General features: G+C 70.9%; 13 protein-coding genes and 1 pseudogene. 8 read left to right on the top strand and 6 right to left on the bottom strand.

Going from position 1 to position 12,751, the window contains the following annotated elements; all coding sequences use genetic code 11:
• Window positions 1–312: 312 nt before the first annotated feature.
• The gene (gene xerD / locus U3649_RS06535; RefSeq protein WP_407354066.1) at window positions 313–1,287 is read right to left on the bottom strand and encodes a site-specific tyrosine recombinase XerD; all 975 of its coding nucleotides are present in this window, start codon (window positions 1,285–1,287) and stop codon (window positions 313–315) included.
• A gap of 244 nt (window positions 1,288–1,531) precedes the next feature.
• Here xerD and U3649_RS06530 point away from each other — a divergent pair, with 244 nt between their 5' ends.
• Entirely contained in the window at window positions 1,532–2,008 is a 477-nt protein-coding gene (locus U3649_RS06530) for an RDD family protein (RefSeq protein ID WP_407354065.1), read from the top strand.
• Between the two features lie 120 nt (window positions 2,009–2,128).
• A complete protein-coding gene (locus U3649_RS06525; RefSeq protein ID WP_407354064.1) occupies window positions 2,129–2,587 on the top strand; it encodes a hypothetical protein in 459 nt (152 codons plus the stop codon).
• A gap of 55 nt (window positions 2,588–2,642) precedes the next feature.
• Here the strand turns inward: U3649_RS06525 and lptG are convergent, their stop codons facing one another.
• On the bottom strand, window positions 2,643–3,752 hold the full coding sequence (gene lptG, locus U3649_RS06520) for an LPS export ABC transporter permease LptG (protein WP_407354063.1): 1,110 nt from the start codon (window positions 3,750–3,752) through the stop codon (window positions 2,643–2,645).
• Complete coding sequence (gene lptF / locus U3649_RS06515; RefSeq protein WP_407354062.1) at window positions 3,749–4,837, bottom strand: LPS export ABC transporter permease LptF; 1,089 nt, start codon at window positions 4,835–4,837, stop codon at window positions 3,749–3,751. Before lptF ends, lptG begins: the two co-directional genes overlap by 4 nt.
• A 130-nt stretch (window positions 4,838–4,967) precedes the next feature.
• Here lptF and U3649_RS06510 point away from each other — a divergent pair, with 130 nt between their 5' ends.
• The 4 genes from U3649_RS06510 (at window position 4,968) to U3649_RS06495 (ending at window position 10,147) form a co-directional block, all read left to right on the top strand.
• Window positions 4,968–6,446, top strand: coding sequence for a leucyl aminopeptidase (locus U3649_RS06510; protein ID WP_407354061.1), 1,479 nt, complete (start codon window positions 4,968–4,970; stop codon window positions 6,444–6,446).
• A 2-nt stretch (window positions 6,447–6,448) separates the two neighbouring features.
• Window positions 6,449–6,820: a hypothetical protein gene (locus U3649_RS06505; protein ID WP_407354060.1), complete on the top strand. Its 372-nt coding sequence runs from the start codon at window positions 6,449–6,451 to the stop codon at window positions 6,818–6,820.
• Window positions 6,821–6,822: 2 nt separating this feature from the next.
• The gene (locus tag U3649_RS06500; protein ID WP_407354059.1) at window positions 6,823–7,245 is read left to right on the top strand and encodes a DNA polymerase III subunit chi; all 423 of its coding nucleotides are present in this window, start codon (window positions 6,823–6,825) and stop codon (window positions 7,243–7,245) included.
• A 124-nt stretch (window positions 7,246–7,369) separates the two neighbouring features.
• Window positions 7,370–10,147: a valine--tRNA ligase gene (locus tag U3649_RS06495; protein WP_407354058.1), complete on the top strand. Its 2,778-nt coding sequence runs from the start codon at window positions 7,370–7,372 to the stop codon at window positions 10,145–10,147.
• Between the two features lie 193 nt (window positions 10,148–10,340).
• Here U3649_RS06495 and rimI read toward each other — a convergent pair whose 3' ends face one another.
• The 3 genes and pseudogenes from rimI to pssA all read right to left on the bottom strand — a co-directional run bounded on the left by rimI (window position 10,341) and on the right by pssA (window position 11,856).
• A complete protein-coding gene (gene rimI / locus U3649_RS06490; protein WP_407354555.1) occupies window positions 10,341–10,775 on the bottom strand; it encodes a ribosomal protein S18-alanine N-acetyltransferase in 435 nt (144 codons plus the stop codon).
• 47 nt (window positions 10,776–10,822) lie between these two features.
• Window positions 10,823–10,990: pseudogene (locus U3649_RS06485) on the bottom strand (alanine acetyltransferase); the annotation flags it as partial.
• Between the two features lie 86 nt (window positions 10,991–11,076).
• Entirely contained in the window at window positions 11,077–11,856 is a 780-nt protein-coding gene (gene pssA, locus U3649_RS06480) for a CDP-diacylglycerol--serine O-phosphatidyltransferase (protein ID WP_407354057.1), read from the bottom strand.
• A gap of 149 nt (window positions 11,857–12,005) precedes the next feature.
• Between pssA and U3649_RS06475 the strand changes: the two genes are divergently transcribed.
• Together U3649_RS06475 and U3649_RS06470 are read left to right on the top strand one after the other, a co-directional pair.
• Window positions 12,006–12,413, top strand: a complete 408-nt coding sequence (locus U3649_RS06475) for a DUF4124 domain-containing protein (protein ID WP_407354056.1) — start codon at window positions 12,006–12,008, stop codon at window positions 12,411–12,413.
• A gap of 3 nt (window positions 12,414–12,416) precedes the next feature.
• Complete coding sequence (locus U3649_RS06470; RefSeq protein WP_407354055.1) at window positions 12,417–12,695, top strand: DUF4124 domain-containing protein; 279 nt, start codon at window positions 12,417–12,419, stop codon at window positions 12,693–12,695.
• Window positions 12,696–12,751 lie beyond the last annotated feature (56 nt).

Here is a 12,751-nt window from a genome sequence, read left to right as displayed (position 1 = left end):
GGCGTTCATCGGCCCGCCCGTGCAAGCCGGCGCCGAAGAACCGCCACCGTCCGCCCGCGTCGCGCCAACCGGGCACTCCACCGCGGCCCCCCTGTGGGAGCGACGGAAGTCGCGACTCCGCGGGCGGTCCGTCGCGACTTCCGTCGCTCCCACAAGGACGCAGTCGCGACCTCCCGGCGGCCGCATGCCGCCACTCCGGCATGAAACGGTCGTACCCGTCGCGGACCGTTGCCCCGACGTTCCGGCGCATGCACCCTCGCACCTCCAGGATCACGGTTCGCCCCCGGGTGACCGCCTATTGAGAGAGCACACCTAGGCGCGCGGGTGGTGCCGGGCATGCAGCCGCTTGAGCTGCTCGCGCGCGACCAGGGTGTAGATCTGCGTGCTCGACAGCGAACTGTGGCCGAGCAGCATCTGCAGCGCGCGCAGGTCGGCGCCGCGGTTGAGCAGATGGGTGGCGAAACTGTGGCGCAGGACGTGCGGGCTGATCCGCGCAGGATCGACGCCGGCCACGGCGGCATAGCGCTTCACCGCGTTCCAGAATTGTTGCCGGCTGGGCGCCTTGCGGCCGCGATTGATGAACAGCGGCGTCTCGCCGTCGTCGTCGCGCGGCACCGGCCGGCCACCGGCCAGGGACGGACGCGCCTGGCCGAGATACCGCTCCAGCCAGTGCTGCGCCTCCTCGCCCAGCGGCACCAGCCGCTCCTTGCGGCCCTTGCCGAACACCCGCACCAGCCCCTGGCGCAGGTTGACGCCGTTGGCCGGCAGGCCGACCAGTTCACTGACGCGCAGCCCGCAGGCGTACATCAGCTCCAGCATGGCGCGGTCGCGCAGGCCTTCGGCGGCCTCCGTGTCCGGCGCCGCCAGCAGGGCGTCGATCTGGCTCTCGGTGAGCGCCTTCGGCAGCGTCCGCCCCTGCCGCGGCGCCTCCAGCAACGCGGTCGGATCGTCCGGGCGCTCGCCGCGGCGGAGCCGGTGGGAGAAGAACGCGCGCAACGCCGACAGCAGCCGCGCGTTGCTGCGCGCGGTATAGCCCTGCTGCGTGCGCCGGGCCAGGTAGTCCAGCAGCGTCGCGCGGTCGGCGCCGGCCAGGCCGCCGCCGCGGCCGTTGCGCCAGCGCGCGAGCAGGGCGAGATCGCGCCGGTAGCTGTCCAGCGTCTGCCTGGACAGGCCGCGTTCGGCCCAGAACGCATCGAGGAATGCGTCGATGTCGCGGGCGTCGGCGTCCGGCAGCGGCGGCAACCGCATCGCCTGCACGCGGCGCTCGGCGGGCGTCGTCGTCGTCATGCCGCAAGCTTACGCGCGGGACCGCCCGCCCGTCAGGATGGCGCGTCACCGTCCGGGGGAGCCCCAGGCAGGCACGAGCGCGCGATGACGGCGTCTCGGCCGTCATGGACGCTCCGGTCGCGAGCCGGAAGGCACGCCGGCGGCCGGAGTTCCGCGGCGGCCAAATGCCGGCGGCAGCGCGCCCCTTGCGGTGCGCTCCTACGAGGCGGCACCGCCACGTTCGGACTGCCTTTATCCTGTCGCGATGGACGATCCCTCGCCATCCGCACCCAGGAAACCGCGCGCCCTGATCGGCTGGCGCCTGCTGGCCCTGTTCTACGACCTGTGGCCGGCGGCGGCGCTGTGGTTCGCGCTCTCGTTCCTGTTCAATCTCGGCTACCTGCTCGCCGGCCACGGCGCGCGCGAATTCGTCGCGCCGTTCACCGTGCTCGGCTGGCTGCTGTGGATCGCCTGCTGGCTGGTCACCGGACTGTACGCCACCGTCAGCTGGCGCCGCGGCGGCCAGACCCTGGGCATGCGCCCCTGGCGCCTGCGCGTGCGCGCCGCCGACGGCGGCCGGCCCTCCTGGCGCGCGCTCTGGCTGCGCTACGCGGTCGGCACCCTGTCGCTGCTGTCCGCCGGCCTGGGGTTCTGGTGGGCATGGCTCGACCGCGACCGCCTGGCCTGGCACGACCGCGCCAGCGGCACGGGCCTGCAACGCGAACCGAAGCGTCCGCGGTAGGCCCGCACTCGATGCCCGAGGGCCCGCGCACTCCGGCCCCAAGCTTCTGCCGTTGCTGTTGCCGTTGCTGTTGCCGTTGCCGTTGCTGTTGCTGTTGCTGTTGCCTTTCCGCTTCTAAGGATGGCGAACGACGCCGTTCTACCCAGACCCGGAGGGCGCCGCACATGGATGTGCGGCGTTTTCCGACCGAGCCAGGATGGCGAGTCGGAAAATCCCCGCAACAATGAAACCCTTGGTTTGCTCCGTCAGGGAAGGCCCTTTTCTTTGGTTCGTTTCTTTTGGGCCAGCAAAAGAAATGAACCCGCGCGCGCCAGCGTGCGGAAGCTTTTGCCGTTGCTTGATTCGAGAGTGAGTAAGTACAAGCTCCAGAGCTTCCACTCGCTACGCGAGCGGGTAACTTTTCTTTGCTGGCCCAAAGAAAAGTCACCAAAAGAAATGGCCTCCTCGACAGAGCAAACCAATTGCCGAGTTCTTGTGGGGATTTTCCGACTCGCCATCCTGGCTCGGTCGGAAAACGGCGGGCACCATGCCCGCCGCCCTCCGGGTCTGGATGATTTCGACGTGGTTCGTCATCCTTAGAAGCGGAAAGGCAACAGTAACGGCAACGGCAAAACTGAAGCAAAAGCTGGCGCCGTCAGCCGCTCCGGCGCCGGAACAGCAGGAACGAGATCAGCAGCATCACCACCGGCGGCATCAGATAGGCGAGGCGGAAATCGAACTGGTACACGCCCGCCAGCCGCACGAACTGGTTCTGCAGCAGCCAGAACCCCAGCGCGAACACCACGCCGATGAACAGCCGCCGCCCCAGGCCGCCGCTGCGCAGGCTGCCGAACGCGAACGGGATCGCCGCCAGGCACAGCGCCAGCACGTTGAACGGGTAGAACCAGCGGCCCCAGTAGTGCTCCTCGTACTCGCTGGCGTCCAGGCCGTTGCGCTCGCGGTACTCGATGCCGCGGCGCAGGTCGGCCGCGCGCTGGTAGCGCGGCCGCCACAGGTTGCCGGCGGTCGCCAGCGCGGCCGAGTCGAGCTGCGAGGCCCATTTCTCCTCGTCGACCTCGGTCTCGGTGACGGCGCGCTCCTCGAACCAGACCCGGCGCACGTCGCGCAGCAGCCAGCCGTCGTCGCCGTGCTCGGCGGTGGCGGCGTTGGCCACCGAGACCAGGCGGCCTTCGTCGTCGAACTCGAACAGGCGCACGTCGGCCAGTTCCAGCCACTGCCGCCCGCCTTCGCTGCGCTCCTGACCGGTCCGGGCGTTGAGGAAGGTATCGCCCTCGCGCGCCCACAGACCGGAGTACTGGGCGACGATCAGGTCGCTGGACTTGGCGGCCGCCTTCATGCCGTCGGCGCTGCGCTGCGCCCATGGCGCCAGGGTCTCGCCGTTGAGGATCATCACCACGGTCAGCAGCAGCAGCGGCACCGCCACCGACACGCTCAGGCGCTTGCGCGACAACCCCAGCGCGCGCAGCGCGGTCAGCTCCGAGGTCGCCGCCAGCTGGCCCAGGCCCATCAGGGTGCCGATCACCGCCGCGGTCGGGAACATGGTGTAGGCGCGGCGCGGCACGCTGTAGAGCGTGTAGGTGAGCGCGGAGAAGAAGCCGTAGTCGCCCTGGCCGATGTCGTCGATCTCGGAGAACAGGCCGCTGACCACGAAATCCAGGCCGGTCAGCACCGCCCAGGTCAGCATCACCGTCACCAGCACCACGCGCGCGGCGTAGAGGTCGTGGAGCTTGGGGAACGGCATCATCGCGGCCACCGCCACCACGCGCGCCCGACGCGGCCGTCGGTGAAGTACATCCAGGTCCCCAGCGCCAGCAGCGGCAGCACCAGCCACCACAGCCCGAGCGCGATCGGGATCGTGCCCTCGGCCAGCCAGTCCTGGCCGAGCAGCATCAGGTTCACGCCGACGAAATAGCCGAGGAAGGCCAGCATGGTGCGGCCGTAGCGCGCCTGCCGCGGCGGACTGCGCGCCAGCGGCACCGCCAGCAGGCCGAACGCCAGCGCCAGCAGCGGCGGCGCCAGGCGGAAGTGCAGTTCGGCGCGGGCCTCGCGCCGCTCGTCGCCGAGCAGGGCCAGCGTCGGCTGCAGCTCGGGATCGGCTTCGTCGCGGCTGCCCTCGGCCTCGGGCAGTTGCAGCTCGTTGCTGGCGAAGCGCATCAGGCGGAAGTCCAGGCCTTCGCGCTGCGGTCCCTCCACCCGAAAGCCGTCGTCCAGCGTCAGGTACCGCTCGCCGCTGCTCTCGACCGTCAGCCGGCCGGTGGCCGAGGTGGTGACGTCCATCCGCTCCTCGTCCTGCTGGTAGACGAACACCCGCGCCATCTGCGTGCCGTCGTTGGACATGCCGCCCACGTAGACCACGCCGCGGCCGCCCGGCAGCTCGACGAAGCGCCCGGCCTCGAGCCCGGCGATCAGCAGGCTGCGGCTGCCCTGCTCGATCATCCGCTTGGAATAGTCGCGCGCCCACGGCCCCAGCCACAGCGAGCACAGGCCGATGAAGGCAACCATCGGCACCAGCAGCAGCAGCACCGGGCGCAGCAGCCGGCGCGGACCGACGCCGGTGGCGGTCAGCACCGGCATTTCCGAGTCCCGGTACAGCCGGCCCACCGCCAGCAGCAGGCCCAGCATCAGGCCCAGCGGCAGGATCAGCGGCAGGTAGTTCAGCACCTGCAGGCCCAGCTGCGAGAGCATCATCCCGGCCGGCACCCGGCCGCGGGCGATGTCGCCGAGCACGTCGGCGAACACGCCGCCCAGGCTCACGACCATCAGCACCACCAGCACGGCGAAGGTGGCCTGGGCGAATTCGCGGAACAGGTAGCTGTCGAGCTTCGGCATCGAAAGGCGGGTTGCTTTAGACTTTGGGGTTCTTTTCACGGGTATGCCGGCGGCGTGGACACGGGGCCGGCGGCGGTCGCGGCCGCGACCGAACGCCCGATTGTAATGACCCGCACACGGAATCTGGTTGATGACCCTCGAATTCACCCTGAATCGCGACACCCCCGCCACCGCCGCGACCGACTGCGTCGTGGTAGGCACCTACGCCGACAAGGCGCTCTCCCCGGCCGCGCAGGCGCTGGATGGCGCCAGCAACGGCCGCCTGGCGGCGCTGCTCGAGCGCGGCGACATCAGCGGCAAGGCGGGCCGCACCACCCTGCTGCACGACCTGGACGGGGTGGCCGCGCCGCGTGTGCTGGTGGTCGGGCTGGGCGAGCAGGCCAAGTTCGGCGCCGCGCAGTACCAGCGCGCGGTGACCGACGCGATCCGGGCGCTGAAGACCGGCGCCGGCGCCAGCGCGCTGCTGACGCTGTCCGAACTCGCGGTCGACGGCCGCGACGCCGCCTGGGCGATCCGCCAGGCGGTGGTCGCCGCCGACCATGCCGCCTACCGCTATATCGCGACCCTCGGCGCCAACAACAAGAAGCGCGAGCACACCGGCCTGCGCGCGCTGGCGGTGTCCGGCGACGACGAGCAGGCCCTGTCGCAGGGCAAGGCCATCGCCAACGGCGTCGAGTTCGCGCGCGAGCTGGGCAACCTGCCCGCCAACGTCTGCAACCCGGCCTACCTGGCCGAGCAGGCGAAGACCTTCGCCGCGCGCTTCGACAAGGCCGCCTGCCAGGTGCTGGAGGAGGCGGAGATGGAAGCGCTCGGCATGGGCGCCCTGCTCGCGGTGGCGCGCGCCTCGGCCCACCGCCCGCGGCTGATCGTGCTGGAGTGGAACAACGGCGGCGATGCCAAGCCCTACGTGCTGGTCGGCAAGGGCATCACCTTCGACACCGGCGGCGTCAACCTCAAGACCCAGGGCGGCATCGAGGACATGAAGTTCGACATGTGCGGCGCCGCCACGGTGCTGGGCACGTTCGTCTCGGCGGTCGGGCTGGGCCTGCCGATCAACCTGCGGGTGGTGGTGCCGGCGGTGGAGAACGCCATCGACGGCAACGCCTATCGCCCGTCCGACGTCATCACCAGCATGTCCGGCAAGACCATCGAGGTCGGCAACACCGATGCCGAGGGCCGGCTGATCCTGTGCGACGCGCTGACCTATTCCGAACGCTTCGAGCCGCAGGCGCTGGTCGACGTCGCCACCCTCACCGGCGCCTGCATGGTCGCACTGGGCCGCCAGGCCAGCGGCCTGATGAGCAAGCACGACGACCTCGCCGACGAGCTGCTGGCCGCGGGCGAGACCGTGTTCGACCGCGCCTGGCGCCTGCCGCTATGGGACGAGTACCAGCCGATGCTCGACTCGGCGTTCGCCGACGTCTACAACATCGGCGGCCGCTGGGGCGGCGCGATCACCGCCGGCTGCTTCCTCTCGCGCTTCACCGAGGGCCAGCGCTGGGCGCACATCGACATCGCCGGCAGCGCCAGCGGCGACGGCAAGCTGGGCATGGCCACCGGCCGCCCGGTGGGGCTGCTGAGCCAGTGGCTGATGGACCAGGCCGGCTGAAAGTGTCCAAGCGCGCCGCGCTGGTCCTGCTTTGCCTGAACTGCTTCGTGTACGGCGCCGGGGCGGCGTCTGGCCGGGTGGAAACCGATGGTTGGCTCGAGCTCATTCTGGTGGTGCTCGTGCTCGTCTGGGTGTTCGCCTGGCTCGCCGCCGACCGTCGCGAACACGGCCACCGGCGGTCGATCTGGATGAACCTGGGCACCGTGTTCTTCACCCTGGTCGCGATCCCGGTCTACCTGACGACGACACGCCCGCGCGGCCAGCGCCTGCGGGCCCTTCGCGGGTATGCGCTCGCACTCCTGGGGGCGCTCGGCGCCACCTTCCTCGGCGGGATGGCGGGCGGCCTGCTGTCCCTGCGCGCCCCGGTGTCCTGAACATGCCCCGTGCCGACTTCTACCTGATCGCCAAGCCGCGCTTCCGCGACGAGCCGCTGCGGCTGGTCTGCGAACTGGCGCGCAAGGCGCACGACGCCGACCTGTCGACCCTGGTGCTGGCGCGCGACCGGGCGCAGGCCGAGACGCTCGACGACCTGCTGTGGGACATGGGCGACGACGTCTATGTCGCGCACCAGATCGCCGGCGGGGACGAGGACGATGTCACGCCCGTGTTGATCGCGCCGCCGGAGTTCGATCCGCCGATGCGTCCGCTGGTGATCAACCTGCGCGACGCCGCGGTCGAGGGCGGCTTCGAACGGGTACTGGAAGTCGTGCCCGCCGACGCATCCGCGCGCGGCCCGCTGCGCGAGCGCTGGAAGCAGTACCAGGCGCGCGGGCTGGAACTGAAGAAATACGATATGTAGAAGAGCCGGGATTGGGGATTCGTGATTGGTGATTCGCAAAAGCGAACCACTTGGCCGCGAATTCCCGGCCCCCCGGCACTCGCTTTAACTAATCACGAATCACGAATCACGAATCCCGGCCCTCATGTCCCTCGCCCCCAGCTACGATCCCAGCGCCTTCGAATCCCGGCTCTACGCCGAGTGGGAATCGGCCGGCATGTTCGCGCCGCGCGGCGACGGTCCCGCCTACGCCATCCTGCTACCGCCCCCGAACGTGACCGGCACCCTGCACATGGGCCATGCGTTCCAGCACACGCTGCAGGACGCGCTGGTCCGCTACCACCGCATGCTCGGCCACCGCACGCTGTGGCAGATGGGCAGCGACCACGCCGGCATCGCCACCGAGATGGTGGTCACCCGCAACCTGGCGCGCGAGGGCAAGGGCGAGACCCGCGACGCGCTCGGCCGCGAGGGCTTCATCGCCAAGGTCTGGGAGTGGAAGGCGCAGTCCGGCGACACGATCGAGCGGCAGATGCGCCGGCTGGGCACCTCCGGCGACTGGTCGCGCAGCGTCTTCACCATGGACGACATGCCCTCGCGGGCGGTGATCGAGGCCTTCGTGCGCATGTACGAGCAGGGCCTGATCTACCGCGGCCAGCGCCTGGTCAACTGGGACCCGGTGCTGAAGACCGCGATCTCCGACCTGGAGGTGGTGAGCGAGGAGGAGGACGGCTTCCTGTGGTCGATCCGCTACCCGCTCAGCGACGGCAGCGGCGAGGTGGTGGTGGCCACCACCCGCCCGGAGACCATGCTCGGCGACACCGCGGTGATGGTGCATCCCGAGGACGAGCGCTACGCGCACCTGGTCGGCAAGGCGGTGACCCTGCCGCTGACCGGGCGCGAGATCCCGGTGATCGCCGACGCCTACGTCGACCGCGAATTCGGCACCGGCATCGTCAAGGTCACCCCGGCGCACGATTTCAACGACTACGCCGTCGGCCAGCGGCACGCGCTGCCGCTGATCAACGTCTTCACCGCGGACGCTGCGATCAACGACAACGCGCCGGAGCGGTACCGCGGCCTCGACCGGTTCGCCGCGCGCGAGGCGATCGTCGCCGACCTCGAGGCCGCCGGCCTGCTGGTCGAGGCCAAGCCGCACAAGCTGCAGGTGCCGCGCGGCGACCGCACCGGCCAGGCGATCGAGCCCTACCTGACCGACCAGTGGTTCGTGAAGATGGACGGCCTGGCGCAGCGCGGGCTGGAACTGGTCGAGAACGGGTCGGTGAAGTTCGTGCCGCCGAACTGGATCAGCACCTATCGGCACTGGCTGCAGAACATCCAGGACTGGTGCATCAGCCGCCAGCTATGGTGGGGGCACCGCATCCCGGCCTGGTACGGCGAGGGCGGCCAGGTGTTCGTCGGCCGCGACGAGGCCGAGGCGCGCGCCAAGGCGGAAGCGGCCGGCTACCGCGGACCGCTGTCGCAGGACAGCGACGTGCTCGAGACCTGGTTCTCGTCCGGGCTATGGCCGTTCTCGACCCTGGGCTGGCCGGACGAGGCCGCCATGGCCGAACGCGGGTTCGGCGAGTTCCTGCCCAGCAGCGTGCTGGTCACCGGCTTCGACATCATCTTCTTCTGGGTGGCGCGGATGATCGTGATGAGCGACGCGCTCACCGGGCAGGTCCCGTTCCGCGACGTCTACATCACCGGCCTGGTGCGCGACAAGGACGGGCAGAAGATGTCCAAGTCCAAGGGCAACATCCTCGACCCGCTCGACATCATCGACGGGATCACGCTCGACGCCCTGGTCGCCAAGCGCACCACCGGGCTGATGCAGCCGCAGATGGCGGCGAAGATCGAGAAGGCCACGCGCAGGGAGTTCCCCGACGGCATCGCCGCGCACGGCGCCGATCCGCTGCGCTTCACCATGGCGGCGCTGGCCGGCCCCGGGCGCGACATCAAGTTCGACCTCGGCCGCGCCGAGGGCTACAAGAACTTCTGCAACAAGCTGTGGAACGCGACGCGCTTCGTGCTGATGAACACCGACGGGTTCTCGGCCGCGGCCGGCGCCGCGCCGGCGGCGCGCACGGAGGCCGAGCAGTGGATCCTTGCACGCCTGGCGAGAACCGCCGCCGAGGCGGAGGCGCATTTCGCCGCCTACCGCTTCGACCTGTTGGCGCAGACGCTGTACGAGTTCGCCTGGAACGGGTTCTGCGACTGGTTCGTCGAACTGGCCAAGCCGGCGCTCAACGGCGACGACACCGCGGCCGCCGACAGCACCCGCCACACGCTGCTGTACGTGCTCGAGGCGCTGCTGCGGCTGCTGCACCCGCTGGTTCCGTTCGTGACCGAGGCGCTGTGGCGCCAGGTCGCACCGCGGCTCGGCATCGACGACGGCAGCATCTCGTTGCAGCGTTATCCGCAGGCCGCCGGCTTCGACGTGGCCGGGTTCGCGCAGGCCGAGGACGACGTCGAGTGGCTCAAGCAGATGGTGTCGACGCTGCGCCGCATCCGCAGCGAGCTCGGCGTCTCGCCGGCGCGTCAGGTGACGCTGCTGCTGGGCGACGCATCCGCCACCGACCGCACCCGCGCCGAACGCTTCGCCTCGCAGCTGACGTTCCTGGCGCGGCTCGAGCGCATCGAGGCGGTCGAAGGCGACCCGCCGCCGGCCGCCGCCGGCGTCGTCGGCGGGCTGAAGCTGTTCGTGCCGTTGGCGGGCCTGGTGGACCTCGACGCCGAACGCGCCCGCCTGGACAAGGAGCTCAAGCGGGTCGCGGCCGAGATCGGCAAGTGCGAGGGCAAGCTCGGCAACGCCACCTTCGTGCAGAACGCACCGGCCGCGGTGGTGGAACAGGAGCGCAAGCGCCTGGCCGAGTGGGCCGCGCAGCGCGAGGCGCTCGCCGCGCAGCGCGCTCGGCTGTAGAGCGGCAGCTGGCCGCGCCCGGCAGGCGGGCTCACGCGTGGGAGCGACGGAAGTCGCGACGGGTCCGAGCAAGGTATCCCCCGGCAAAGCCGGGGGTTTGCCCGGCGGGAATCAGTCGCGACTTCCGTCGCTCCCACACCGGCTGTCGCGATACGAACCGAGGGGCCGCCTTCCGGCATGGCCGATGGATCCCTCAATCGTCGCCGACCAGCTCCATCGCCATCACGATCGCGTCCTCGCGCCCTTGCACGGCGGGGTAGTAGCGCGGCCGCCGCCCGATCTCGTTGAAGCCCTCGTCGTGGTACAGCGCGACGGCCTGCGGGTTCGACGGCCGCACCTCCAGGAACACCCGCACCACGCCCTGCCCGCGGGCGATGCGCAGCAGTGCCCGCAGCAGCCGGCGGCCGTGCCCCAGCCCCTGGACCTCGGGATCGACGCAGAGATTGAGCACGTGCGCCTCGCCGGCGGCGACGCTGAGCACGCCGTAGCCGATGATGCGCGACCGCTCCTGCAGCACCCACGCCGGGTAGCCGGCGCGCAGGCAATCGCGGAAGATCCCCGGCGTCCACGGGAACGGGTAGGCGCGCAGCTCGATCGCCATCACCTCGGCGAGATCGTCGACGCGCATCGGCCGCAGGCTGGCGGCAACGCCGGGGGCGTCCGCGGCCCGCGCGTTCACGAGACGGCCCGGCTCCGCAGCGCACGCAGCTGCGGCCACAGTGCGCGCTTGGCCTCGGGCGTGCGCAGGCGCGCCAGCGGCATCCAGCCGCGACACAGGCTGGCCGCGTCCGGCGCGTCCGCGCCGCGTCCGGCCGCGCGCAGCAGCGCATGCAGCAGTGGATCGTCCGGCACCGACGCCGCCGCGTCGACCCTGCGCCACAGGGTGAAACCGAGCGCGTCGAGCGCCTCGCGCTGCAGCCCGTCCCAGCTCACGGCGCCGCCCTCGCCGCCGAGGAGCGACGACGCCAGGCCCATGCGGCGGGACCCGACAACGCGTACAGCGTGGCCGCCGTCAGCAGCGTCTTGGGAGGATCGATCCACAGCGCGATCAGCAGCGCCAGCGCGATCAGCAGGAAGAAGAACGGCACTCGGTCGGACTTCGGCCCGCTGCCACTGCCCTTGAAGCTGGTGTAACGGATCTGGCTGACCATCAGCAGCGCGGCGACCACCGTCACCGCCAGCGCGACGTAGCGCAGCTCCTCGCCGCTCCAGTCGAGATCGTGGCTGGCCCAGACGAAGCTCGCCATCAACCCCGCCGCCGCGGGACTGGCCAGGCCCACGAACCAGCGCTTGTCGACCTTCGCCACCTGGCTGTTGAAACGCGCCAGCCGCAGTGCCGCGCAGGCCGCGTACAGGAACGCCGCCAGCCAGCCGATCCGCCCGGCGGTCACGCCGTCGAGCTTCAGCGACATCAGCGCCCAGTGGTACATCACCAGCGCCGGTGCCATGCCGAAACTGATCAGGTCGGCCAGCGAGTCGTACTGCACGCCGAATTCGCTCTGGGTGTTGGTCAGGCGCGCCACCCGGCCGTCGATGCCGTCCAGGATGGCGGCGACGAAGATCGCGATGCAGGCCGCCCCGTAGCGCCCCTGCGAGGCGGCGATGATCGCGAAGAATCCCGCGAACAGTCCGCCCGTGGTGAACAGGTTCGGCAGCAGGTAGATGCCGCGGCCGCGCGCCGGGCCGGGGGTGGGGGTGTCGTCTTCCATGGGCGGAGTTTACCGGGCCCGGGAGCCGGGAATCCCGCGACGGCGGTCAAGCACCGCGGACCCGCGGCTTGCGCGCCTGGCCCGGGGGTGCTGCAATCGCGTCCAACCCCCCGGTTTTCCCCCTTTCCTCGATTCCCCAGGAGATTTCCATGCGCCATCCGATCCTCGGCACCGCCCTGGCGCTGGTCGCCGCCGCGTCCGTCGCCGGCGCCGGCGCCAACGAGGTCTACCAGTGGAAGGACGCCAGCGGCGTCACCCACTACTCGGAATCCCCGCCGCCGAGCGGCAGCTACCAGCAGCGCAAGATCACCGACTCCGGCGCCAGCACCTCGCGGGCCGCCACCACCGGGCAGGCGGCCACCCCCGCGGCGGCCGAGAATCCGCAGTGCGCCATCGCACGCCGCAATATCGAGACCCTGCGAAACGAGGGACCGGTGCAGCAGGAAGATGGCGAAGGCAACGTTCGCGAGCTGGACGCCGACGAGCGCGCCAACCAGCTGGAGCTGGCGCAGGCGGCGGTGCGGGCCTACTGCACCGACGACGCACCCGCCACCTGAGCCGTGCGCCTGGCCTGGGCCGTGGTGCTGGGCCTGGCGGCCGGCGGCGCGCTGGCCTGGTGGCTGTCGCGCGATTCGCCGCAAACGGCGCAGGCCAAGCGCGACCGCGCCGAAAGCGCCGCGGCCGCCATCGCCGAGGACGCCGGCCCGGCGCTGTATCGCTGGCGCGACGACGCCGGCAACCTGCAGATCACCGAACGCCCGCCAGGGGGCGGCCGCGGCTACGAGAAGGTCGACGTGCGGCCGCGCGAGGGAATCGAGGTCCACGGCGAGCGGCACTGACCCCGGACCGGCGCCGGCATCGGCCAGGGCGGAAATCCCGGTGCCGTGCGTCCGGC

It is taken from the genome of Luteimonas sp. R10, assembly GCF_045689605.1.
Taxonomy (GTDB): Bacteria; Pseudomonadota; Gammaproteobacteria; order Xanthomonadales; family Xanthomonadaceae; genus Luteimonas.
Note: the sequence above shows the minus strand (reverse complement) of the source record. Positions and strands in the feature narration are given on the sequence as shown.

Excerpts from the sequence above, each read along its gene's own strand:
- pssA (WP_407354057.1), bottom strand. The coding sequence starts at position 11,856 with ATGGAAGACGACACCCCCACCCCCGGCCCGGCGCGCGGCCGCGGCATC.
- U3649_RS06510 (WP_407354061.1), top strand. The coding sequence starts at position 4,968 with ATGACCCTCGAATTCACCCTGAATCGCGACACCCCCGCCACCGCCGCG.
- lptG (WP_407354063.1), bottom strand. The coding sequence starts at position 3,752 with ATGATGCCGTTCCCCAAGCTCCACGACCTCTACGCCGCGCGCGTGGTG.
- U3649_RS06530 (WP_407354065.1), top strand. The coding sequence starts at position 1,532 with ATGGACGATCCCTCGCCATCCGCACCCAGGAAACCGCGCGCCCTGATC.
- U3649_RS06475 (WP_407354056.1), top strand. The coding sequence starts at position 12,006 with ATGCGCCATCCGATCCTCGGCACCGCCCTGGCGCTGGTCGCCGCCGCG.
- lptF (WP_407354062.1), bottom strand. The coding sequence starts at position 4,837 with ATGCCGAAGCTCGACAGCTACCTGTTCCGCGAATTCGCCCAGGCCACC.
- rimI (WP_407354555.1), bottom strand. The coding sequence starts at position 10,775 with ATGCGCGTCGACGATCTCGCCGAGGTGATGGCGATCGAGCTGCGCGCC.
- xerD (WP_407354066.1), bottom strand. The coding sequence starts at position 1,287 with ATGACGACGACGACGCCCGCCGAGCGCCGCGTGCAGGCGATGCGGTTG.
- U3649_RS06525 (WP_407354064.1), top strand. The coding sequence starts at position 2,129 with ATGGCGAACGACGCCGTTCTACCCAGACCCGGAGGGCGCCGCACATGG.
- U3649_RS06495 (WP_407354058.1), top strand. The coding sequence starts at position 7,370 with ATGTCCCTCGCCCCCAGCTACGATCCCAGCGCCTTCGAATCCCGGCTC.
- U3649_RS06500 (WP_407354059.1), top strand. The coding sequence starts at position 6,823 with ATGCCCCGTGCCGACTTCTACCTGATCGCCAAGCCGCGCTTCCGCGAC.